Genomic DNA, 21092 nt, shown 5'->3' on the forward strand with positions numbered 1-21092 from the left:
CAAATGCAAGATTTTTGCCGTTGCGTGCTTGCGGAGATCGGCGCTTGACCGCAAAATCCGCTACCCTGCCGGTCGGGTCTATCAAACTGGAAAGAGCAAACGAAGGAGTCGTGTTCCATGGGGCAATTACACAAACTTCCGCTGGCCGTTGTGGCCTGTTCGCTAGCCGCAGCGGCGACTGCTACCCACGCTGATGAAGTGCGGGTGTATAACTGGTCGGACTACATCGCGCCGGATACGCTGGAGAAATTTACCCAGCAGACGGGCATTGACGTGACCTATGACGTGTTTGACAGCAACGAAGTGCTGGACGCCGCGCTGCTCGCCGGTCGTTCCGGCTACGACGTGGTGGTGCCGTCCAACCACTACCTGAGCCGCCAGCTAAGTGCCGGTGTGTATCAGGCGCTTGACCGCGAACTGATCCCCAACCTCGACAACCTCAATACCCGTTTGCTTGAAGAGCTGGAAGAGGTGGACCCCGGCAGCCGCTATTCGGTGCCGTACATGTGGGGAACCAACGGTATCGGCTACAACGTGGATCGCGTCACCGAGATTCTGGGTGACGACGCACCGCTGAACAGCTGGGCGCTGCTGTTTGACCCCGAGGTTACCTCAGCGCTGAAACAGGGCGGCTGCGGTATTTCCATGCTGGATTCCGCCGATGAGATGATTTCGCCGGCCATGGCCTATATCGGGCTCGACCCGCGCAGCAACGACGTTGACGACCTCAAGGCCGGCGGCGAGGTGATTGCCGAGGTGCGCGATGACGTCACCTATTTCCATTCCTCGCGCTACATCGGTGACCTGGCCAACGGCGATATCTGCGTGGCCGCCGGCTATTCCGGCGACGTGTTTCAGGCCGCCGCGCGTGCCGACGAAGCCGGACGCGACTTCAGCATTGCCTATACCGTGCCGAAAGAGGGCGCCGCGCTGTGGTTCGACATGATGGCCATTCCGGCTGATGCCCCCAACCCGGAAAGTGCCCACGCGTTCATCAACTTCATCCTCCAGCCGGAAATCGCGGCGGACATCACCGAATACGTGCGCTATGCCAATCCCAATGCCGGCGCCGATGCGTTCCTGTCTGACGAGATCCTCAACGACCCGTCGATTTACCCGAATGACGAGGTGATGGACAAACTGTACGTGGCCAACGAAAAGCCGCGCGACGTTCAGCGCGCCCGCACGCGCATCTGGAATCGGGTCAAGTCGGGCCGCTGATTCAACGCGCGCCGGCCGTTGCAGAACTTTCAGGGGAGAGGGCATGGCCACAACGCCTTTGCCGAATGGGTCCGGCGGGCCGGTTGACGCCCGCCGGGCCGGCAGCAAGACGCCGCGCTTTGCCGAAGATGCGGTGCTGGAAATCAACCGCCTGACCAAGCGCTTTGACGACGTGGTGGCGGTGGATGACGTGAACCTGCGAGTCAAGCGCGGCGAGATTTTTGCCCTGCTGGGCGGCTCGGGGTCGGGCAAGTCGACGCTGCTGCGCATGCTGGCGGGCTTTGAAGCGCCCAGTGAGGGGCATATTCTGCTGGACGGTGAAAACATCACGGCGATGCCGCCGCATCGTCGGCCGATCAACATGATGTTTCAGTCCTACGCGCTGTTTCCACACATGAACGTGGCGCAAAACATCGCCTTTGGCCTCAAGCAGGACAAGCTGCCCAAAGACGAAATCAACGCCCGCGTTGACCACATGCTCAAGCTGGTACACATGCAGCGCTTTGCCCGGCGTAGGCCCCAGCAGCTTTCCGGCGGCCAGCGCCAGCGGTTGGCACTGGCGCGTTCGCTGGCCAAGCGGCCCAAGCTGTTGCTGCTCGACGAGCCCATGGGCGCGCTGGATAAAAAGCTGCGCACCGAGATGCAGCTGGAAGTGGTGGAGATTATCGAGCAGGTCGGGGTGACCTGCATCATGGTGACCCACGATCAGGAAGAAGCCATGACCATGGCCGACCGCGTGGCGATCATGGCAGACGGCTGGATCGAGCAGGTCGGCTCGCCGGTGGATGTCTACGAAAGCCCGGTCAGCCGCACGGTGGCCGAGTTTGTCGGCACGCTCAATCTGTTTGAAGGCGAGATCCGCGTGGATGCCGCTGACCACTGCCTGATTGAAAGCCCCGCGCTGGAACGGCCGCTCTACATTGATCACGGCGTAACCACCCAGGCCGACGAGCGCCGGGTGTGGGCAGGGCTGCGTCCGGAAAAAATCTGGCTGACCCGCCACCGCCCCACGGCCGACTATAACTGGGAACAGGGCACGGTAGAGGACATCGCCTATCTGGGCGGCTTCTCGCTGTATTACGTGCGTACCGGGCAGGGCACGCTGATCAAGGTGGGCATGGCCAATACCGAACGCCGCGGCGACCGACCCACCTGGGACGATGCGGTATACGTGTATTGGGAAGATCACAGCGCCATTGTGCTCAACCGTTAGCCTGCATTTCTGACAGGCCCGACTCGTGCCTGCACTCGCCCCTACGCGGCTTATCCGACACCAGCCGCGCAACCTGGAGTGACGCCCGTCATGTCATTTCGATTCCGCCCCACCTCTGTGACGCTGTGGCTGAAACGCCTGCAGCTGGGACGCCGTGCGGTCATTGCCGTGCCGCTGGTGTGGCTGTCGCTGTTTTTCCTGCTGCCGTTTGCGCTGGTGCTGAAAATCAGCCTGTCGGAAGCGGCGATCAGCGTGCCGCCCTATGCGCCGCTGGTCGAGTATGCCGAAGGTACGCTGCAGGTTTTCCTGAACCTCGGCAACTATCTGTTTTTATTAACGGATTCGTTTTACGCGGCGGCCTATTGGGGATCGATTAAAATCGCCTTTGTCGCCACGCTGGTGTGTTTGCTGATCGGCTACCCCATGGCTTACGCCATGGCACGGATGACGCCGCGCTGGCAGCTGGTGTTGCTGCTGCTGGTCATGCTGCCGTCGTGGACGTCGTTTTTGATTCGCGTGTACGCCTGGATGGGGATTTTGAGCAACAGCGGGCTGCTTAACCAGCTGCTGCTGGGGCTGGGCATCGTGGATGCGCCGCTGCGCATGCTCAACACCCGGTTTGCGGTGATTGTGGGCATCGTTTATGCCTATCTGCCGTTTATGGTGTTGCCGCTTTACGCGCATTTAACGCGCATGGATATGTCCCTGCTTGAGGCCGCCTCGGACCTGGGGTCACGGCGTTTCAACACCTTTGTGAAAGTGACGCTGCCGCTGTCTGCCGGCGGTATTGTGGCCGGCTCCATGCTGGTGTTTATTCCTGCCGTGGGCGAATTTGTCATTCCCGAACTGCTGGGCGGGCCGGATACCCTGATGATCGGCAAGGTGCTGTGGGAGGAGTTCTTTCTCAACCGCGACTGGCCGGTGGCGGCAGCGCTTGCCATGGTCATGCTTGGCCTGCTGTTGATTCCCATCGTGCTGTTTCACCGCTATCAGTCACGGGAGCTGGATACATGAAGCAGATGCCGTCTTTCAGCACCGTGATGCTGGCGCTGGGGCTGGTATTTCTCTACCTGCCGATGGCCGTGCTGGTGGTGTATTCGTTCAACGCGTCCAGCCTTGTCACCGTCTGGGCCGGCTTTTCGACCAAATGGTACGGCGAGCTGCTGCGTGATGAGCAGATCCTCGCGGCGGTCTGGACCAGCCTTGAGATCGCCTTTTTTGCCGCGAGCATGGCGGTATGCCTGGGCACCGTGGCCGCCCTGGTGATGACCCGCTACGGGCGCTTTCGCGGCAAAACGGCGCTGGCCAGCATGGTCACGGCACCGCTGGTGATGCCCGAAGTGATTACCGGGCTGTCGCTGTTGCTGCTGTTCGTGCAGATGGCGGCGCTGACCGGCTGGCCGGCAGACCGCGGCATGATGACGATCTGGATCGCCCACACCACTTTTTGCAGCGCCTACGTGGCCGTGGTGGTGGCCGCGCGGCTGCGCGAGGTTGACCGCTCCATTGAAGAAGCGGCGATGGATTTGGGCTCGCCGCCGGCCAGAACGTTTTTCGCTATTACGCTGCCGATTATCTCACCGGCGCTGGCCGCCGGCTGGCTGCTGGCGTTTACGCTCTCGCTGGATGATCTGGTGATTGCCAGCTTTGTTTCGGGGCCGGGGGCCAATACGCTGCCGATGGTGGTGTTTTCCTCGGTGCGCCTTGGGGTATCGCCCAAGATCAACGCCCTTGCCACGCTGATTATTCTCGTGGTGTCGCTGGCCACTTTCGCGGCCTGGTACCTGATGCGCCGGGGCGAGAAAAAGCGCCGCGCGGCGGTCAGGGCGCAGGCCGGTGATTGAATTATCTACAGCACGTCACGAATGTTCTAAAGCACGTCGTCGTCTCTGCCGGTACGCACGCTTTCCAGCTCGCCGCTAAACGGTGACATGGTCACCTCAACCAGAATCGGCGCGCAGCACTGGTGGCAGTCTTCCCAGGTTGTGTGGCTGCCCTGTGAGGTGTCGATCTCGAAGGTCAGCGGGCTATCGCAGTAGGGGCAGTGAAAGTCGTGTTCCACAATGGCATCGTCTTGCATGATCGGCTCCGTTAGCACTGGGTTGTGTGTAAAAAAAGACTAACCTGCGCAAAAGTATAGCAGCGCGCCGCCGCGATGCGGACAGCGTCGACCGTGTTCGGGTAGGATGAACCGAGTGGCTTTTCAAGCCGGTACCCGACACGCTTTATTTTTCAGAATCTGACGTTGGAGCAAGATGACCATGACGATGAACATGAAAATGCTGACCGCCGCGGTAGCCCTCGCGCTGCCTCTCGCCGCTCAGGCCGAGACGCCCGACATCAAGCCCGGCGAATGGGAGTTTGTCAGCGTGACCAGCATCAAGGGCGACATGCAAATGCCCGACCAGACCAATACCGAGCGTCAGTGCATCACCGAGGATGACCTCGAAAGCGCGGACTTCGGCTTCATCGAAGAAGAAGAAGGCTGCGAGCTGCTGAGCCAGGACATGAGCGCTGACGGCCTTGAGTATCACATGAGCTGTACCGCCGACGGCGGCGATGCCGACATCAAGGGCAGCATGAGCTTCATGGGCGAGCAGGTAGAAGGCGACGTCAACATCGACACCAACTCGCCCATGGGCAAGATGACCATGAGCACCCAAATTGACGGCACCTACCAGGGGGCGTGCCCGGCCGACAGCTAAGGGCTGCTGGGCAAACCTAAATGTCCTCCGGCGGCTCGTGGCGACCCAGCTCAAAATCGAGCTTACGTTTGACCGCGCCCGGCGAGCCGCTTTTGCCCGCCAGCATGGCGTAGGCCACGGGAACCACAAACAGCGTGAACACCGTGGCCGCACCCACCCCCGCGATAATCACCGTACCGATGACCAGCCTTGAGTTGGCGCCCGGCCCGCTGGACAACACCAGCGGCACGGCGCCGGCCATGGTGGTGATCGCCGTCATCAGGATCGGCCGTAGGCGAGTGATGGACGCCTCTACCAACGCCTCGTTAAACGCCATGCCCTGATCGCGCAGCTGATTGACAAATTCGACGATCAGGATGCCGTTTTTGGTCGCCAGCCCCACCAGCATGACCAGCCCCACCTGGCTGTAGATGTTCAGCGTCTGGCCGCTTAAGTAAAGCGCCAGCAGAGCGCCGATGATTGCCAGCGGTACGGTGAACATGATGATCAGCGGGTGAATGAAGCTTTCAAACTGTGCGGCCAGCACCAGAAATACCACCAGCACGCCGACGCCGAGCAAGAATGCCGTGGCACCGCTGGCTTCCTGATAATCCCGCGAGGCGCCTTTGACGTCGGTCTGCGCCGCGTCGGGCAATACCTCGGCCACGGTGCGGTCCAGGTAGTCGAGCGCTTCGCCCAGCGAATAGCCCTCGGCAAGGTTGGCTTCCAGCGTGATGGCACGCAGCCGGTTATAGCGGCTGAGGGTGCTGGGGCCGGCGGTATCGGTGAGGCTGACAAGGCTTGCCAGCGAAATCAGCTCATCGCTGCGCGCCGAGCGGATATACAGGCTCTCAAGGCTGCGCGGGCTGGGTCGGGCGCCTTGTTCGCCCTCGAGAATCACGTCGTACTCTTCGCCGTTTTCCACGTAGCGGGTCACGCTACGTCCGCCCAGCAACGTTTCCAGCGTACGGCCGATCTCGTTGACCGTGACGCCCAGCGCAGCGGCGCGGGGATAGTCGATATTGACGCGCAGCTGGGGCTGGTTTTCCTCGAAATCGCTTTTCAGCCCCAGAAGCCGCGGGTTGTCGTCGCGGATATAGGCCATCAGCGTGTCGCGCCACTCGGCCAGTTCCTCGTAGCTGCTGCCGCCCAGCACGTATTGCACCGGCTTGCCGGCGCTGCCGCCAAAGCCCTGGCTCATGACCGGGAAGGCGCGCACGCCGGGCAGGCCGTGCAGCGTCTCGCGGACGTCCTGCATGATTGGCCAGACGCTGCGGCGCTCGCCCCAGTCGGTGAGGTTGACGATGACGAAGCCGCTGTTGAAGTTTTCAATGTTGCCCCAGCCCATCGGTGCGCGCACCAGCAGGCGTTCAACCTCGCCCTTGTCGACCAGCGGCAGCAGCCGCGCTTCGATTTCATCCATGTAGTCGAGCATGTAGTCGTAGGTGGCGCCGGGCGGGCCGCTGACAATAATGTAAAAGCTACCGCGATCTTCCTGCGGGGTGTATTCCGTGGGCAACGTCTGGGCCAGCCAGGCAATGCCGCCGATGATCACCACAAACAGCGCCACGACGACCAGCCGCATCCGCAGCGTGTGCTGCAACAGCCGCCGGTAAACGTGCTGGCTTTTGCCCAGCGTACGGTGTACGCCGCGTGCCAGGCGGCCATCGTGCATGTCGGTCTTGAGGATTTTGGAGGCCATCATCGGCGTCAGCGTGAGCGCCAGCACGCTGGACACCGCGACGGCGGCGGCCAGGGTCAGGGCAAACTCGGAGAACAGCCGGCCGATATCGCCCTGCAAAAAGCCCAGCGGCACAAATACGGCAATCAGCACCAGCGTGGTGGCGATGACCGCAAAGGCGATCTGGCGAGCACCGCGCCAGGCCGCCACCAGCGGCGTTTCGCCGTAGTCCTGCATGCGCCGGTGAATGTTCTCGAGCACCACGATGGCGTCATCCACGATCAGGCCAATGGCCAGCACCAGCGCGAGCAGCGTGAGCAGGTTAACGGTGAAACTCATCAGCGCCAGTGCGCCGAAGGCGCCAATTAGCGCAATGGGCACGGTCACCGCGGGTATCAGCGTGGTGCGCAGGTTGCCCAGAAAGAGGAAAATTACCGCCACTACCAGCCCGATCGAGATAAATAGCGTGATTGCCACTTCGCGAATGGCGCCGGCCACAAACGTCGAGGCGTCAAAGTTGAGCGCCAGCGTCATGCCTTGGGGCAGCGTTTCCTGCAGCGGCGCCAGCGTGCTCCGCGCGGCTTTCGAAATTTCCAGCACGTTGGCGGTGGACTGTTTCATCAGCCCCAGCCCGACCATTGATTCGCCGTTGCTGCGGAAAATCGTGCGTTCTTCCACCGCGCCTATTTCCACCCGTGCGACGTCGCCCAGGCGGATCAAATAGCCGTTATCGGCTTCGCCCAGCGCGAGTGCGCGAAAGTCGTCCGCTGAGGTAAAGCTGCGCGGCAGCCGCACGATAAACTGGCGCTCGCGGGACTCGATGGCACCGCCGGGCAGCTCGACGTTTTCATTGCGCAGCGACTGCTCCACGTCGTTAACGGTGAGCCGGCGGGCGGCGAGGGCGTTGGCGTCAAGCCATACGCGCATGGCGTATTCGCGCCCGCCGCCGACCCGCACCTGGGCCACGCCGGGCAGCACCGAGAGTTGATCGACCAGATAGCGGTCGGCGTAGTCGGTCAGCTCGGCGGTGGTGTAGTCGTCGCCGGTCAGGCTCAGCCACAGCACCACGTCGGAATTGGCGTCGGCCTTTTGTACCTCGGGCGGGTCGGCCTCTTCGGGCAGGTTGTCCAGCGAGCCGGAAATGCGGTCGCGGATATCGTTGGCTGCGGCGTCGATGTCCATGGCGAGGCTGAACTCGACGCTGATGCTTGAGCGGCCGTCGCTGCTGGATGACGAAATGACCTCGATGCCGGCCACCCCGGCGATGCGGTCTTCCAGCACCTCGGTAATGCGCGATTCGACAATGCTGGCCGAGGCGCCGGGGTAGCGGGTGTCGATGCTGACCACCGGCGGATCGATGGACGGGTATTCCTGCAGCGGCAAACGTTCAAGGGCGAGCAGGCCAAAGGCGACGATCAGCGCGGCGAGGACGGTGGCCAGGACCGGCCGCTCGACGGAAATATCGGATAAGCGCATTAATCGTCTCGCCCCTGACGCAGCAGCGCCTTGATGCTGGTGTCGTCATCGACGATGCCCAGAAGCTCGGGCGTCTGGCCTTCGCGCACCTGCTCGGTGCCATGGGCCACGAGCAAGTCGCCGCGCTCCAACCCGTCGAGAATCTCGACCTCACCTTTGCGCCGGGCGCCAATATCTACCTGGCGGCGCTGGACGCGGTTGGCGTCGTTTTCATCCAGCCGCCAGACGTAATGGCTACGGCCTTCGGAGACAATCGCGGACTCGGGCACTACCAGCGTTTCGCGCGTGGCGGCGTCGAGCTCGACCTGCATCAGCATCCCCGGGCGCAGGCGCTTCTCGGGGTTTTCCAGCCGCGCGCGCACGGTAACGCTGCGTGAGACCGGATCAACTCGGGTGCCGATGATGGCCACTTCACCTTGAAAAATACGCTCGGGAAAGGCGCTGGTTTCCGCGCGCAGCATGGCGCCCTTGCTCAACCGTGCCAGGTAGACCGCTGATACGCTGAAGTCCAGCCGCATGACGTCAAGCTTGTCCAGGGTGGCAAGCTCGGTGCCCGGCGTGACCAGCGTGCCGATGCTGATGTCGCGTAGCCCCATGCGGCCGCTGAACGGGGCGCTGATGCGATAGTTGGCAAGCCGAGCCTTGAGCGCGTCGGCGTCGGCCCTGGCCTGATTGAGGCGTGCCTGGCTGTCTTCCACATCGGCGCGGGCCGAAAGGTTGCGTGCTTGCAGCTGGGTGAAGCGGCGCAGGGCATTGCGCTGCTCGTCGGCCCGGGCATTGGCGGCGCGCAGCTGCGCCTGTTCTTCGCGGTCATCCAGCTGCAAAAGGCGCTGGCCGGCCGCCACATTGTCGCCGTCGTCAAAGTCGATGGCGGTCACCACGTCGGTCACGGTGGCCGAGAGCGTCACGCTTTCATCGGCCTTGAGGGTGCCCAGCGCCTTGATCGGGTCAGACCAGCGCTCGAGCGTCACACGGCTGGCGATCACCGGCGTATCGGGGGCGGCGCTTTGCGCCAGCGCCGTGGCGAACGGCCACAGCGTGGCAAGCAGCAGCAGCGTAAAACGCCGCCACGCCTGACTAGCGGTGATAACGGGTAAGGCTGTTAAACTAGCCGCTTTGTGCATACCGGAGCTGCCTTGTGATGACCTACGATGTGGTGGTGATCGGCGCGGGCGCGGCCGGCCTGATGTGCGCGGCCCAGGCGGGCTATGCCGGCCGGCGCGTGCTGCTGCTTGATCATGCCAGTAAAGCCGGGAAAAAGATTCTGATGTCGGGCGGCGGCCGCTGCAACTTTACCAATCTGGCCACCACCCCTCAGCATTTTTCCTCGCAGAACCCGTATTTTTGCATTTCCGCGCTGAAACGCTACCGCCCCGAGCACTTTGTCGAGCTGGTTGAACGCCACGGCGTTGATTACGTGGAAAAAGCGCCGGGGCAGCTGTTTTGCGCCACCTCGGCCAAGGATATTGTGCGGGTGCTGCTCACCGAATGCGAGTGGGCGGGCGTTGACGTGCGCCTGGGCACCCGGGTGGAGCGCGTGGAGCGCCGTGGCGACGGCATGCGGCTGGCCACCTCGCTGGGCAAGGTGGATGCCGGCACGCTGGTGGTGGCGACCGGCGGGCTGTCGATTCCCACCATGGGCGCGACGGGCTTTGGCTATGAGCTGGCGCGCCAGTTCGGGCTTGAGGTACTGCCGACTCGCGCAGGGCTGGTGCCGTTTACCCTGAGCGAGCCGTGGAAAGCCCGCGCCGCGGCGCTTTCCGGCGTGAGTCTGGACGTGGATGTCGCCTGCAACGGGCGCCACTTCGCCGAGCCGATGCTGTTTACCCATCGCGGGCTTTCCGGGCCGTCGATGCTGCAGATTTCCAGTGAGTGGGCGCCGGGCGATGCGCTGCGTGTGAACCTGCTGCCCGATGAAGACGCCGAGGCGGCGCTGCGCCATGCGCGTAATGCCACGCCCAAACGGCAGCTTTCCACCTGGATGGGCGAGCGCTTTCCCAAGCGTGTGGCGCAGGCGTTAAGCGAGTGGTACGCCGAGGGCAGCAGCACCGCGCCGCTGGCGGAATACAGCAACGCCGCGATTGCGGCCTGGGCCGAGCGCCTGAATGCGTGGACGTTCAAGCCCGCCGGGACGGAAGGTTGGCGCACTGCAGAGGTGACCTTGGGCGGGATCAACACGGATGCGGTGTCATCCAAAACCTTTGCGGTGAACGGCCTGCCCCAGTTGCGCTTTATCGGCGAGGTTCTCGACGTGACCGGCGAGCTCGGCGGATTCAACTTTCAATGGGCGTGGGCATCAGGGGTGGCCTGCGGGCAGGCCTGTTGAACGCGATATGAGGGTCAGAGTCATCGACAAGCGCGGCCAATATCCTGTGCGGGTTGATAGACCGTCGTTGTCACATCCATCAGCCCGAGTACCGTATGGAACAGGTTGGCCTGGCTGCGGGGTTGATCAGCCTGTTGGCGCAGGCAAGTGGCGTCGAGGCCTGTGCGTTGTCGCATGGCATCCGATAGCCACCAGATCATGGGGACCTGAGTTTGCTCGTCCGGGGCGATGGCATAGGGCAGGCCATGAAGGTATAAGCCCTTTTCGCCAAGTGACTCGCCGTGATCGGACAGGTAAATCATGGAGGCAGCGAAGTCCTTCTGGCGGCCGAGAAAATCGGTAATATTGCTGAGTACTCGGTCGTTATAGAGAATGGCATTATCGTAACTGTTGATAATCTCCTGCTGCGCGCACTGACCCAGGTCGGCACTTTCGCAGGTCGGTGTGAACCGGCGGAATTGCGCCGGATAGCGTTGATAGTAGCTGGGGCCGTGATTGCCCAGTTCGTGGAGTACGACGACGGTATCGCCACGGCCTGGTTTGACGCGTTTTTTCAGTTCCTCGGCCAGCGCCTGATCGAAACAGCGGCCATCCTCACACAATGCGGGATAGTCGTCGGGTGAAATCGAGTCACTGGCGACGCCATCACAGACACCTTTACAGCCTGACTGGTTATCCAGCCACAGCACGTTAATGCCCGCATGGGTCAATACGTCGAGTAATGATTCGTGCTGCTGGATATAGGCTTCATCGTAATCGTCACGTCCCAGCGGAGAAAACATGCATGGCACAGAGACGGCGGTGCTGGTGCCACAAGATGACACGTCAGAATAATTGATGACATTACGCTTGGCCAATTCAGGCGTGGTAGGGCGTGAATAACCGTTGAGCCCCCAGTTCGCCGCACGCACGGTTTCCCCGACGACAAGCACCAGTAGTGCGGGTTTTTGATCCTCGCGGGTGAGGGTCGAAGCATCTTCCCCCAGCGGCAGACGTTCCTGTGGTGATATTTTTTCGCGGAAGGTGAACACACGTTCCAGCGAGACAATCGCATTGCCCGGAGTCACCAGGTAGCGTAGCTCAGGCTGGGTGCGCATCAATGGCGATAAACTTTGATAGGTCAAAAACAACGAGGCAAATAGAAGAAGGACGCTGAATGACAAGTGGCCCGCGCGGCGTAGAATCGCGCGCCGACAGGAGGAGGCCGGAACACGAACCCAGAAAAGCAGTAATATCGGCAGGAGAGCAAAAATGGCCATATGCAGAAGAAAGCTATTCGTGAATAATTCTCGGGCTTCCTGAGTATCTGTCTGCAGTACATTGGTGATCATCGTCGTGTCGAAATAGGTACCATAGTGGCCGGTAAAATAACTGACGGCGGCAGCCAGCACAATCAGAAGCGCCAATAATGGTTTAACGGTCCACTGGCTGACAAAAAATAAAAAGACCACATATTGCACACTTGTCAGCACTGTCGCGTAGCCCGCTATCAGTGCCCAGGTGTCGGGACTATCCAACCGCTGGCCAACGAGGGCACCATGCCAGAAGGGCTGATTATAAAATAGCGTAAAAGCAAGCGTCACGATTAACGTCAGGTGCTCCGGAAGCAACCGGGGCCGATATTGACGTACGAAACCAGGCACTTGGCGACATTGCGAGAAGAAAAACATCATGGGAAAAGTCTCGGGAGGGCGGTTGACTTCACGTCAGGTGCTTTCAACAGGCGTAGGGTCGTGGTGGAATGGCGCAATAGCAGCTGAGCCAGCAGCAGGCTGATGGTCCAGCAAATCATCAGTGTCCACAGGTCGTGAGACAGGAAATGCGCACCGCGCAGCTGCTGGGCAAAGCCGAATGCAAACCCCATGAGCAGCCCGGTTGCCAACCCCGGCCAGCGTCCTCGGGGCCAGATTGCCTGAAAGAAGAAATACAGTGCTATCCAGGCATAACCGGCGCTGGCATGGCCGGCGGGAAAACAGGCGGTATCCGGCAGCCCGGCAGGGCGAGCCTCAAACAGGCCGATGAACGGCAGATCGCCGCCATAGCGAGCAAGATCCCAGGGGCAGTCCATGCTGATCGAGTGCTTGATAACAGAAACGCTAACCGTCGAGAGCAATACGCTGAGTACCAGATAGCCCGTGGCACAACGCCAATGACGCAGGCGGGGATGTAACAGGCACAAGATGAACCCGGAAATGGCAATGACACCCATTGTTTCGCTTAATAAGCGTCCGCCATCGTGCAGTACCGTCTCGGTTAACAGGTGATGTTTCAGTGTCCAGTTTTCCCCTTCCAGAGAAAATAATTGGTCGGCCAGCAGGAAATCAATGTTGTAGTGATAGATGGACGCAATCAGTGCTATGAAGCCTGTCCATATGATTAATAAAAGTAAAAATAATTTTTTAGCGGTTAAATGATAATGCACAGCCATACCCCCAGCATAAGAATGAGGCTGAGAGTTACAGCCGCTGATCCCATGTCTTTGGCACAGCCGCTGAGAGGATGGTGTTCTTGACTGATTCTATCGACAGTGGCTTCTATGGATGAGTTTAACAGCTCAATAATAAGTACGAGCAATGCTGATGCCCATAAAAGTGATTTCTCAACCGGTGTCACATCAAGCTGTGTCACCAGCAAAAGGGCAGGTACAATAAAAATGACTTCTTGCCGAAAGGCCGCTTCTTTTATCCAGGCGCTGCGAAATCCGGATAGCGAATATCGGCCGGCAAGAATGATACGTGTAAAACCTTTGTGACCGGGTTTTCCACGCTTGCTGAATAAAGGTTGCATGATATTTGAACGCCTTTTCCAAAGAGCCAATATGACATTGATGATTCATGCTTATTGAAATTGCATGGGTGACTTGGGATGTTCAAGGCTTATGATGGGGGGTAATGATTAAAAAAGACTTAAGCGTAGGGGCTCGGGTAATTGGCTGCTCGGGTGATAAATAACGCTGGCCGCTTTACTTGCAGCTTCCTGAATGTCGACGTCGACACGGCATCCCATGCCGGGCGGCTCAGGGGATGATGTCGTCGAGTATGTGACGACCCAGGTCGAGCTGTGGTGTCGATGAGGCGGGTCATTGGGCGATGGGCAGCAGGCGCTGCCCATCGTGAGCGGGGGAGGAAAGGCTTATCCGAGAACGCCCTGACTGCGCAGGTAATCATCATAGCTACCGCTGAAATCGACGATGCCATCGTCTTTCATCTCGATGATGCGCGTGGCCAGCGAGCCGACGAACTCGCGGTCGTGGCTGACAAAAATTAGCGTGCCGGCATAGTTATCCAGTGCCAGGTTGAGCGCTTCGATGGATTCCATGTCCAGGTGGTTCGTGGGCTCATCCATGACCAGCACATTGGGGTTTTGCAGCGCGAGTTTGCCAAACAGCATGCGCCCTTGCTCGCCACCGGAAATGACTTTCACGGACTTGCCGATGTCGTCATTGGAGAACAGCATCCGCCCCAGAGCGCCGCGTACGGTCTGTTCGCCTTCCGTCGTCCACTGCTGCATCCATTCGAACAGGGTCTCGCCACCGTCAAAGTCCGTCGCGTGTTCCTGGGCGAAATAGCCGACGTCGGCGGCATCGGTCCACTGCACTTTGCCATCGTCAAGCGGTATCGCGCCTACCAGACAGTTGAGCAGGGTGGTCTTGCCGATGCCGTTGGGGCCGATGATGGCCACGCGCTCTCCCGCTTCGATGCGCAGGCCAATGCGCTCAAACAGCACATTGTCGCCCCAGGCCTTGGTGAGGTCTTCCACTGCCACGGCCTGGCGATGAACCTTCTTTTTCTGCTCGAAGCGAATGAAGGGGCTGATCCGCGAAGAGGGCTTGACCTCATCGAGCTGGATCCTGTCAATCTTGCGCTGGCGCGACGTCGCCTGCTTGGCCTTGGAGGCATTGGCCGAGAAGCGGCTGACGAATTGCTTGAGCTCGGCAATTTCGGCCTTTTTCTTGGCATTCTCGCTATGCAGGCGCTCTCGCGCCTGTGTGGCGGCGGTCATGTACTCATCATAATTACCGGGAAACAGCTGCAGCTCGCCGTAGTCCAGGTCCGCCATGTGGGTACAGACGCTGTTCAGGAAGTGGCGGTCGTGGGAGATGATGATCATTGTCGACGAGCGTGCCTTGATGATGTCTTCCAGCCAGCGAATCGTATTGATATCAAGGTGGTTGGTCGGCTCATCGAGCAGCAGCACGTCGGGATCGCTGAACAGGGCCTGGGCGAGTAGCACGCGGAGTTTCCAGCCCGGCGCGACAACGCTCATTGGCTGGTCGTGCTGCTCGAGGGGAATACCCAGGCCCATCAGCAATTCACCGGCACGGGCCTCGGCGGTATAGCCATCGAGTTCGGCAAAGCGCACTTCGAGGTCGGCGACCGCCATGCCGTCTGCTTCACTCATCTCGGCCAGCGAGTAGATGCGTTCGCGCTCTGCCGCGACGGCCCAGAGTTCTTCGTTGCCCATGATCACTGTGTCGATGACACGCTCGTTCTCGAAGGCAAACTGATCCTGGCGTAATTTGCCCAGCCGCGTGGTGGCGTCTTTCATCACCTGGCCGCTGGTGGGCTCAAGGTCCCCCCCGAGAATCTTGATCAGGGTCGATTTGCCACAGCCATTGGCCCCGATCAGGCCGTAGCGATGGCCTTGGCCGAATTTGGCAGAAACGTTTTCAAACAGCGGCTTGGAGCCAAACTGCATAGTGATGTTGGCGGTAGAGAGCACGGCAGAGAATCTCGCGGGAGTCGTATGAATGGGAGGAGTATGAATGAGAGACTTGGGCCGGCACTGCAAGCGGCTTCGACCAAAGTGAAGGGCGTATTGTACGCGCCAGACCATGGGCTATCTACTCAATCAGGAAGGTGGCCTGCGGGTAGCTCTGTTGAAGGTGCTCGCAGGCTTTTTGCTTACAAAAACTTAGGGGGCGAGTCGTCTGAGGTTGCGCACCATCATATAGGCGGCAAGGGCGCGCCGGCCGATACGTATAATGGGGCCCTGTTTTTTTACCAGGCGGTAGGCCACGCCACCGCCAGCAATCAGCAGCGGCGTCTTGTAGCGGGAAATTTGTTGCCAGCCGCGATCCAGAGGTGCGGCGGCGCGCTCAAGGCGGATGCCCTCGACCATGATGTCGATGCGCTGCTGCTCAAGTGCGTCAAGCAGCTCGCGTTTGCGTGCAGCGCGCGAGGGTCGCTGGGTGGTGTTATCCGGATCAGCGTTCCTGGCGGGCATCGTTGTTCTGCTCCAATAGCGCGCGGTCGGTAGCAAGCTGGCTGAGCGTGTCTTTCAGCAGGGTGTGGCGTCTGGCCTGACGCACCGCCACCACGGCCAGCACAAGGCTTGCCAGCAGCAGCACGGCCGCACTGGCGCCGATGGCCAACAGCCGGTGGCTCTCCCAGAATATGGCGATGACCAGCGTCGTCAGGGTTGCCGTGCCGAGCATAAACAAAAGCAGGCTTGCGCCTGCCAGTAGTATCAGCGTTAACAGGCGCGCCCGCTCTTCTTCGAGCTCCAGCACCGCCAGACGCAGACGCGTTTCACCATTGGCGATAAGCGTTTTAAGCACCTGTCTGGCGGCGTGGATTGCACGTTGGCCGGGGCCCAGCGCCATTAGCGCCGCCCGAGCAGCAGGCCGACCACAACGCCAGCAGCGGCGCCGATGCCAATGCTTGCCCAGGGGTTTTCATGGACGTAGCGATCGCAGCAGTCGGCCTGGTTGGTCAGGGAGTCGCGGGTATCGGCGTACAAGCGCTCACCGCGTGCTTCAACGCGTGAGCGAGTGTCTTTCAAGCGTTTCTCGGCGCGCTCGCGAAGATCTTTCATCTCTGAGCTCGCGTCTTTGGCCGTCGCGTTGACCAGCTCTTCCACGGTGTCGCTCAGGTGACGTAAATCGTCCTGCAGCTGGTCGGTCTGAGTATTATGGTCTGATTGTTTCTTAGCCATGTTGTCTTCCTCTTCAATGAATGACAGCGCAGTAAGTAAGTGCTTTCAGCATAGCAGATATGACGGTGGTACATCAGCCACCATAGCCGGCGCTCAGCGTGAGCGATGCCGTGCTTCTGGGCGTCAGGCGTGAGGCGTGAGGCCTAAAGGGCGGCAACGACCGTGACTTCAACGAGGATGACATCACGCGCCATGGTCGACTGCACGCAAGAACGCGCCGGGGCGCAGCCTTCCGGAAGCCATTCATTCCACAGTTCATTGAAAGTTGCAACGTCCTTGTTGTCTTTCAGGTGAATCAAGGCCGACAGGATCTTGCTGTTATCGGTGCCGGCTTCTTGCAGGTGGTCATCGATACGCGCGAGTACGGACTTGGTCTGACCGATGATATCGTCATTCACATCCAGCGCGACCTGGCCGCACAGGTAAACGGTGTCGTTGTGGATGACGATGCGGCTGACTTTCTCGTTGGTACGCTGGCGGGTAATGCTCATGGTATTTCCTTGCCGTAGGTTGTGTGGTGTAGAAAAAGCAGTGGATAGAAGCGCATTGAGCGCGACTTAGCGCAGCAAACCGCTGGGTGTGAACAGCGGGTTCAGGCTGAAGCCAAGGCTCAGCCGGTGCACCCGGTGGTCGTAGTCGATCAGGCTTTCGCCGTAGCCATAGTAGTATTGCACGTGGCCGCGTACGCCGTTGAAAGCCGGCCAGCTGTAGTCGAGCTGGGTGCCGTAGTTGCCGGCGGACGGATTGCCGCGTAACTGGGCAGAGATTTCCTGATCATGGTTGAAGCGCTTTGCCAGACGGATGTCGCCGTAGCCCATGTAGCGCTCGATATCGGGATTGTCGTCTTCGCTATCGGTTTCCGGAATACGCCAGTGCGGGGCGAGCGTCACGGCCCAGTCGCCGCGCTGCAGCGTGCTTTCAAGGTAAACACGGTTCCAGCTGCGCGATAGCGGCGATGAGCGGCCGTTGGACTGGTGGTTGAGCGAGACCCGATTGCGAGTGTTGACCCAGCCAAAGATATTCCAGGCATTGGCAAAGTCGATAAAGATTTCCGGCTCGTAGTTGGTTTCACGGAAGGGTGACGAGGAATCGGTGTTATACGCCTGCCACCAGCTGCGCTGGGTGTAACCAAAGTAAAGGTCGCCGTTATCGCCAAACAGCCCTTCGGCCAGTGAAAACTTGGCGCTGAACTGAAACTTCACCTCGGTGCTGTCTACGCGGCCGTCGGCGTCAATGTCGCGAAAACTGGCGCTATCCTTGTTGCCGTTGTAGCTCACCGGGAACAGGTAATTAACGCGGTGCGCGGTGATGGAGAACGGGTTCTGGCTCGACTCCTCCTCCAGCTGACGGCGTTCGCGAGTTTCCTCGATGGCCTTCTCTTCAGGCGGCGTGGGGATTAACGCCGCCTGATATGCGGACGCTTCAAAACGCGGCTCTTTCTGCCCTTCAAGACGAGTAAGCTCTTGATTGAGCTTGGCCATCTCGCGGTTTAAGGCGTCAATGCGCGCCTCTATTGCGGCCTGGTCAGCCGGCTGGGCGTAAGCGCTGCCGGCATAGGCCGCCAGCAGAAGGCTCAGGCAGGCAAATGATGAATGTCGGGCGATCATGGTCAGGGCTCGTCAATGGATGAGTAGGCAAAACGCCTGCGCTTTTTCTAACACGCGGTCAGAAGAAGTCAACTGACGCTCAAGCATGGCGCTTGAGCGCGTGGAGTAAAAATTCACGATTGCCGTCACCGCCGGTAATCGGGCTTGGCTGCCAGTGAACGATGTGCAGGCCACTTTGCTCGCAAGCGTTTTCCAGCCGCGTTTTTACCTCGGCATAGCGGCGCGGATCGCGCACTACGCCGCGCTTGTCCAGTGCCGCCGGGTCGAGCTCGAACTGCGGTTTGACCAGTGATATCAGCTCGCCGCCGGCCGGTAGCGCCGCGGCAATTTCGGGCAGAATCAGCGTTTGTGAAATAAATGAGACATCCATCACCGCCGCGCTGGGTGCGTGCTGGGCCAGCAGCTCGGCAAAGGCGCTGGACTGGCCAAGCGCACGGGCGTTGATGCCTTCCAGGCAGCTGACGCGGGCATCGTCGCGCAGTGCCTCGGCCAGCTGCCCGTGGCCAACTTCAATGCCGATGACGTGCCGCGCGCCAAAGCGCAGCGCGCAGTCGCTGAAGCCGCCGGTGGACTGCCCTACATCGAGCACGGCCTGGCCGTCAAAGCGCTTTCCAAGGGCATTCAGCACTGCTTCCAGCTTGAGTCCTGCCCGCGATACGTAGCGCTCCTCAGGGTCGTCATCGACGGCCAGCGGCGTTGCGTCGGCCAGTTTTTCGCTGGCTTTGGCGAGCCGCGCCCGGGTGTCGGTGCGCCATACGCGGCCGTTCTTGATCAGCCGCTGAGCGCGGGTGCGCGAGGCGGCGAGCTGCTGTTGGACTAAAAGCTGATCAAGACGCGGCATCGGGCTACTCTGCATCGGGCTACTCTGCATCGGGCTACCTTGGGGCATGGGGGTGGGCACCGATGCCGGGGTCGGCTTGCAGGCCGCCTGCGGGCAGGCGTTCGGCGCCCCAGCTGCGCGAGATGTAGCCCTTGACCCGCGACAGCTCGTCGCCGCTGACGGTGGCCAGTTCGCCGTGCTCAAGCGTATCGTAATGGTAGATATACAGCCGTGAGGCAAACTGCTCGAACGGCAGTGAGGCTTCGCCAAAGCGCTCGCCGCTGCCTGCGGTGCTGACCACAACGCCATCGCCCCAGTCCTGGCCGCTGTCGTTGTTGGGGTTGTAGAAATACACCCGCATCTGGTCATCGGGATCCAGCGAGGCGCGCAGCATGCTGATGGCGTGCCAGCCGATAAAGTGGCCAGCGCTGTTGGTGACGGCGATCCCCGCCGGCTGAGGATGGATCAGCGGCTGGTTGCCGTTATAGTACGGATGATAGCTGGCGTAAAAATGCCGCAGAAAAGCATCAACGTCGATGAGTTTGCCGGTGGCAACGTCGACGTTAATGCAAAACCCGCGCCCTGACCACCAGCCGTGAAACTCGGGGTTAACCCAGCGGTGCGGGTCGCCTTCGCGGCCGATACAGCGCCGGCCCATTTCGGCATAGATGCGGTCAAGATGGGGCACAACGATCAACGAGACGGGATCCAGATCGATGGGCAGCTCGGTGGCGACGCCGGAAAGGCTGGCCATTGAGGAAATCGGCTGACCTTCGAAGTGCATGATGATTTCATCGTCGCGCGCCGCCCAGACCACCATCTGCAGAAGGTAGTCGGGGTCGTTGTAGGACCACATGGAGAGCGCTCGTGCCGACTGGCAAGTCGGGTTATTGCCCTGGCCGACGCCAAGCGGCAGCCCCAGCATGCACAGCACGCCTTCCAATAGCCTGGCGCGGGGCGATACGGCATCGCCGTAAGACAGCGTCAAGCGTGCCTGGGACCATTCCGAGAGCGTAAGCCCGATCTGGCGCCACATGGCCGGCGCCACCGGCGGCTGATAGAGAATGCCGCGCTCAAGCGTGAGCGCCAGACCGTAAACGGCCTGTGCGGTGGCGGGATAAACGCCGGTTCGCACTAGCGCAAGTACCAGTTCGCGGTAGCACAGCAGGCAGTCGCGGCCGGTGGAAGACAGCCCCAGCGCCTCGACGATAAGCTGATCGCTTTCCTCGACAAGATGGCGCAGAAACACGGCATGATAGGGCGATACCAGCCCGGTATCGTGCATGGCGCGGGCAAACCCGGTGGCTTCTTCCTGCAGCGCGGTATGATCCATGCGCTCCAGGCGCTGACGATAAACATCAATGCCGGGATCTTCCTGGCAGGCCAGCGTAGGGCCGAACAGCGAGCTGACCAGCCGCGCCGCGCCCTGGCCGCTGGCGCCTAAATCAATCGTCGGGTCGGCCTGGCACAGCGCAATCTGAGTGACCATCTGCTTGATGGCCTCTACCTGTAACGGGCGCTGTCGGAGAATGCGCCAGATTTCCTCGATCAGCGTGTCGATGATGTGTTCGTAGCCAATGCGCGTGGCCAGATGCTGAAACAGGGAGCGGGGTATCTGCGCCAAACGCCCCTGGGTTGCACGCTCGGCTTCAGTGGGTGGGGTAAATAGCAGCCACAGGTTAAGCGCCATGGCCTGGGTTAAATAGCGGTGAGCATGCTCGGCAGACGCCTCGGCGTGAGCGAAGGTGTGCTTGGACACGGCGAGCAGACGCAGCTCGCTTAGCGCCTCGATGACCACGACGTTGGCGTCGGCGTTTTTCAGCGCATGGGTGGTCAGCGACGGCAGCAGGTGCTGGGGGGTTGCCCAGTCGGAGCCGTCAAACACGCCGGCGTTCTCCAATGCCTCGGCTCGCGCTTCGATCGCCGCACAGCCGCCGTCTTTCAGCAGCACCCGCCGCGCTGTATCGAGTACGCGGGGTAGTCTGGCGACCTTGTTGAAGGCTGGCGCCTGCTCAAGCAGGCGCAGCGCTTCGTCGAGTTTTTCCACCAGTCCGTCAAGCTTGACCGCCTCTGGGGAAGAGGCATTAGTGGAAGATGTATTGTTTGTCGTCGTCACGGTGACTCCTT

General features: G+C 60.6%; 20 protein-coding genes. 6 read left to right on the forward strand and 14 right to left on the reverse strand.

The window, feature by feature from the left end; all coding sequences use genetic code 11:
• Window positions 1-117: 117 nt before the first annotated feature.
• From B5495_RS13690 to B5495_RS13705, 4 genes are all read left to right on the forward strand, one after another.
• The gene (locus B5495_RS13690; RefSeq protein ID WP_079554581.1) at window positions 118-1221 is read left to right on the forward strand and encodes a polyamine ABC transporter substrate-binding protein; all 1104 of its coding nucleotides are present in this window, start codon (window positions 118-120) and stop codon (window positions 1219-1221) included.
• 43 nt (window positions 1222-1264) lie between these two features.
• Window positions 1265-2434 (forward strand): polyamine ABC transporter ATP-binding protein, encoded by a 1170-nt coding sequence (gene potA / locus B5495_RS13695; protein WP_079554583.1) that lies wholly within the window; start codon window positions 1265-1267, stop codon window positions 2432-2434.
• A 90-nt stretch (window positions 2435-2524) separates the two neighbouring features.
• Window positions 2525-3448, forward strand: coding sequence for an ABC transporter permease subunit (locus tag B5495_RS13700; protein WP_079554585.1), 924 nt, complete (start codon window positions 2525-2527; stop codon window positions 3446-3448).
• Entirely contained in the window at window positions 3445-4278 is an 834-nt protein-coding gene (locus B5495_RS13705; RefSeq protein WP_079554587.1) for an ABC transporter permease subunit, read from the forward strand. Before B5495_RS13700 ends, B5495_RS13705 begins: the two co-directional genes overlap by 4 nt.
• A 26-nt stretch (window positions 4279-4304) precedes the next feature.
• On the opposite strand, the gene B5495_RS13710 is transcribed toward B5495_RS13705, so the two are convergent.
• The gene (locus B5495_RS13710; protein ID WP_079554589.1) at window positions 4305-4514 is read right to left on the reverse strand and encodes a zinc ribbon domain-containing protein; all 210 of its coding nucleotides are present in this window, start codon (window positions 4512-4514) and stop codon (window positions 4305-4307) included.
• A gap of 181 nt (window positions 4515-4695) precedes the next feature.
• On the opposite strand from B5495_RS13710, the gene B5495_RS13715 reads away from it, so the two are divergent.
• The gene (locus B5495_RS13715) at window positions 4696-5139 is read left to right on the forward strand and encodes a DUF3617 domain-containing protein (protein WP_422822002.1); all 444 of its coding nucleotides are present in this window, start codon (window positions 4696-4698) and stop codon (window positions 5137-5139) included.
• Window positions 5140-5155: 16 nt separating this feature from the next.
• Here the strand turns inward: B5495_RS13715 and B5495_RS13720 are convergent, their stop codons facing one another.
• Together B5495_RS13720 and B5495_RS13725 are read right to left on the reverse strand one after the other, a co-directional pair.
• Window positions 5156-8275 (reverse strand): efflux RND transporter permease subunit, encoded by a 3120-nt coding sequence (locus tag B5495_RS13720; RefSeq protein ID WP_079554593.1) that lies wholly within the window; start codon window positions 8273-8275, stop codon window positions 5156-5158.
• Entirely contained in the window at window positions 8275-9399 is a 1125-nt protein-coding gene (locus B5495_RS13725) for an efflux RND transporter periplasmic adaptor subunit (RefSeq protein ID WP_079554595.1), read from the reverse strand. Before B5495_RS13725 ends, B5495_RS13720 begins: the two co-directional genes overlap by 1 nt.
• Window positions 9400-9416: 17 nt before the next feature.
• Between B5495_RS13725 and B5495_RS13730 the strand changes: the two genes are divergently transcribed.
• Entirely contained in the window at window positions 9417-10601 is a 1185-nt protein-coding gene (locus B5495_RS13730) for a BaiN/RdsA family NAD(P)/FAD-dependent oxidoreductase (protein WP_079554597.1), read from the forward strand.
• A 20-nt stretch (window positions 10602-10621) separates the two neighbouring features.
• On the opposite strand, the gene B5495_RS13735 is transcribed toward B5495_RS13730, so the two are convergent.
• From B5495_RS13735 to B5495_RS13785, 11 genes are all read right to left on the reverse strand, one after another.
• Window positions 10622-12274, reverse strand: a complete 1653-nt coding sequence (locus B5495_RS13735; RefSeq protein ID WP_079554599.1) for a phosphoethanolamine transferase — start codon at window positions 12272-12274, stop codon at window positions 10622-10624.
• Window positions 12271-13023 carry a phosphatase PAP2 family protein gene (locus B5495_RS13740; RefSeq protein ID WP_422822003.1) on the reverse strand — a complete coding sequence of 251 codons (753 nt, stop codon included), beginning with the start codon at window positions 13021-13023 and terminating at the stop codon, window positions 12271-12273. The genes B5495_RS13735 and B5495_RS13740 overlap by 4 nt, the downstream gene beginning before the upstream one ends.
• Window positions 13008-13388, reverse strand: a complete 381-nt coding sequence (locus B5495_RS13745; RefSeq protein WP_079554603.1) for a diacylglycerol kinase — start codon at window positions 13386-13388, stop codon at window positions 13008-13010. Before B5495_RS13745 ends, B5495_RS13740 begins: the two co-directional genes overlap by 16 nt.
• 345 nt (window positions 13389-13733) lie before the next feature.
• Window positions 13734-15323: an ABC-F family ATPase gene (locus B5495_RS13750; RefSeq protein WP_079554605.1), complete on the reverse strand. Its 1590-nt coding sequence runs from the start codon at window positions 15321-15323 to the stop codon at window positions 13734-13736.
• 192 nt (window positions 15324-15515) lie between these two features.
• Window positions 15516-15827 carry a YqjK family protein gene (locus B5495_RS13755; RefSeq protein WP_079554606.1) on the reverse strand — a complete coding sequence of 104 codons (312 nt, stop codon included), beginning with the start codon at window positions 15825-15827 and terminating at the stop codon, window positions 15516-15518.
• The gene (locus B5495_RS13760) at window positions 15808-16206 is read right to left on the reverse strand and encodes a phage holin family protein (protein WP_079554608.1); all 399 of its coding nucleotides are present in this window, start codon (window positions 16204-16206) and stop codon (window positions 15808-15810) included. The genes B5495_RS13755 and B5495_RS13760 overlap by 20 nt, the downstream gene beginning before the upstream one ends.
• Window positions 16206-16538, reverse strand: coding sequence for an ElaB/YgaM/YqjD family protein (locus B5495_RS13765; protein ID WP_079554610.1), 333 nt, complete (start codon window positions 16536-16538; stop codon window positions 16206-16208). The genes B5495_RS13760 and B5495_RS13765 overlap by 1 nt, the downstream gene beginning before the upstream one ends.
• A 143-nt stretch (window positions 16539-16681) precedes the next feature.
• On the reverse strand, window positions 16682-17029 hold the full coding sequence (locus B5495_RS13770; RefSeq protein WP_079554612.1) for a RidA family protein: 348 nt from the start codon (window positions 17027-17029) through the stop codon (window positions 16682-16684).
• Window positions 17030-17095: 66 nt separating this feature from the next.
• Window positions 17096-18145, reverse strand: coding sequence for a phospholipase A (locus tag B5495_RS13775; protein WP_079554614.1), 1050 nt, complete (start codon window positions 18143-18145; stop codon window positions 17096-17098).
• A gap of 79 nt (window positions 18146-18224) precedes the next feature.
• Entirely contained in the window at window positions 18225-18986 is a 762-nt protein-coding gene (locus B5495_RS13780) for a TlyA family RNA methyltransferase (RefSeq protein WP_079554616.1), read from the reverse strand.
• Window positions 18987-19020: 34 nt separating this feature from the next.
• On the reverse strand, window positions 19021-21081 hold the full coding sequence (locus B5495_RS13785; RefSeq protein WP_079554618.1) for a hypothetical protein: 2061 nt from the start codon (window positions 21079-21081) through the stop codon (window positions 19021-19023).
• Between the last annotated feature and the right edge of the window lie 11 nt (window positions 21082-21092).

The organism is Vreelandella subglaciescola (assembly GCF_900142895.1).
GTDB classification, from domain to species: Bacteria; Pseudomonadota; Gammaproteobacteria; order Pseudomonadales; family Halomonadaceae; genus Vreelandella; species Vreelandella subglaciescola.

Bases quoted from the DNA above. Each gene is read 5' to 3' on its own strand.
- B5495_RS13690 (WP_079554581.1), top strand. From the start codon at position 118: ATGGGGCAATTACACAAACTTCCGCTGGCCGTTGTGGCCTGTTCGCTA.
- potA (WP_079554583.1), top strand. From the start codon at position 1,265: ATGGCCACAACGCCTTTGCCGAATGGGTCCGGCGGGCCGGTTGACGCC.
- B5495_RS13700 (WP_079554585.1), top strand. From the start codon at position 2,525: ATGTCATTTCGATTCCGCCCCACCTCTGTGACGCTGTGGCTGAAACGC.
- B5495_RS13705 (WP_079554587.1), top strand. From the start codon at position 3,445: ATGAAGCAGATGCCGTCTTTCAGCACCGTGATGCTGGCGCTGGGGCTG.
- B5495_RS13710 (WP_079554589.1), bottom strand. From the start codon at position 4,514: ATGCAAGACGATGCCATTGTGGAACACGACTTTCACTGCCCCTACTGC.
- B5495_RS13715 (WP_422822002.1), top strand. From the start codon at position 4,696: ATGACGATGAACATGAAAATGCTGACCGCCGCGGTAGCCCTCGCGCTG.
- B5495_RS13720 (WP_079554593.1), bottom strand. From the start codon at position 8,275: ATGCGCTTATCCGATATTTCCGTCGAGCGGCCGGTCCTGGCCACCGTC.
- B5495_RS13725 (WP_079554595.1), bottom strand. From the start codon at position 9,399: ATGCACAAAGCGGCTAGTTTAACAGCCTTACCCGTTATCACCGCTAGT.
- B5495_RS13730 (WP_079554597.1), top strand. From the start codon at position 9,417: ATGACCTACGATGTGGTGGTGATCGGCGCGGGCGCGGCCGGCCTGATG.
- B5495_RS13735 (WP_079554599.1), bottom strand. From the start codon at position 12,274: ATGATGTTTTTCTTCTCGCAATGTCGCCAAGTGCCTGGTTTCGTACGT.
- B5495_RS13745 (WP_079554603.1), bottom strand. From the start codon at position 13,388: ATGCAACCTTTATTCAGCAAGCGTGGAAAACCCGGTCACAAAGGTTTT.
- B5495_RS13755 (WP_079554606.1), bottom strand. From the start codon at position 15,827: ATGCCCGCCAGGAACGCTGATCCGGATAACACCACCCAGCGACCCTCG.
- B5495_RS13760 (WP_079554608.1), bottom strand. From the start codon at position 16,206: ATGGCGCTGGGCCCCGGCCAACGTGCAATCCACGCCGCCAGACAGGTG.
- B5495_RS13765 (WP_079554610.1), bottom strand. From the start codon at position 16,538: ATGGCTAAGAAACAATCAGACCATAATACTCAGACCGACCAGCTGCAG.
- B5495_RS13770 (WP_079554612.1), bottom strand. From the start codon at position 17,029: ATGAGCATTACCCGCCAGCGTACCAACGAGAAAGTCAGCCGCATCGTC.
- B5495_RS13775 (WP_079554614.1), bottom strand. From the start codon at position 18,145: ATGATCGCCCGACATTCATCATTTGCCTGCCTGAGCCTTCTGCTGGCG.
- B5495_RS13780 (WP_079554616.1), bottom strand. From the start codon at position 18,986: ATGCCGCGTCTTGATCAGCTTTTAGTCCAACAGCAGCTCGCCGCCTCG.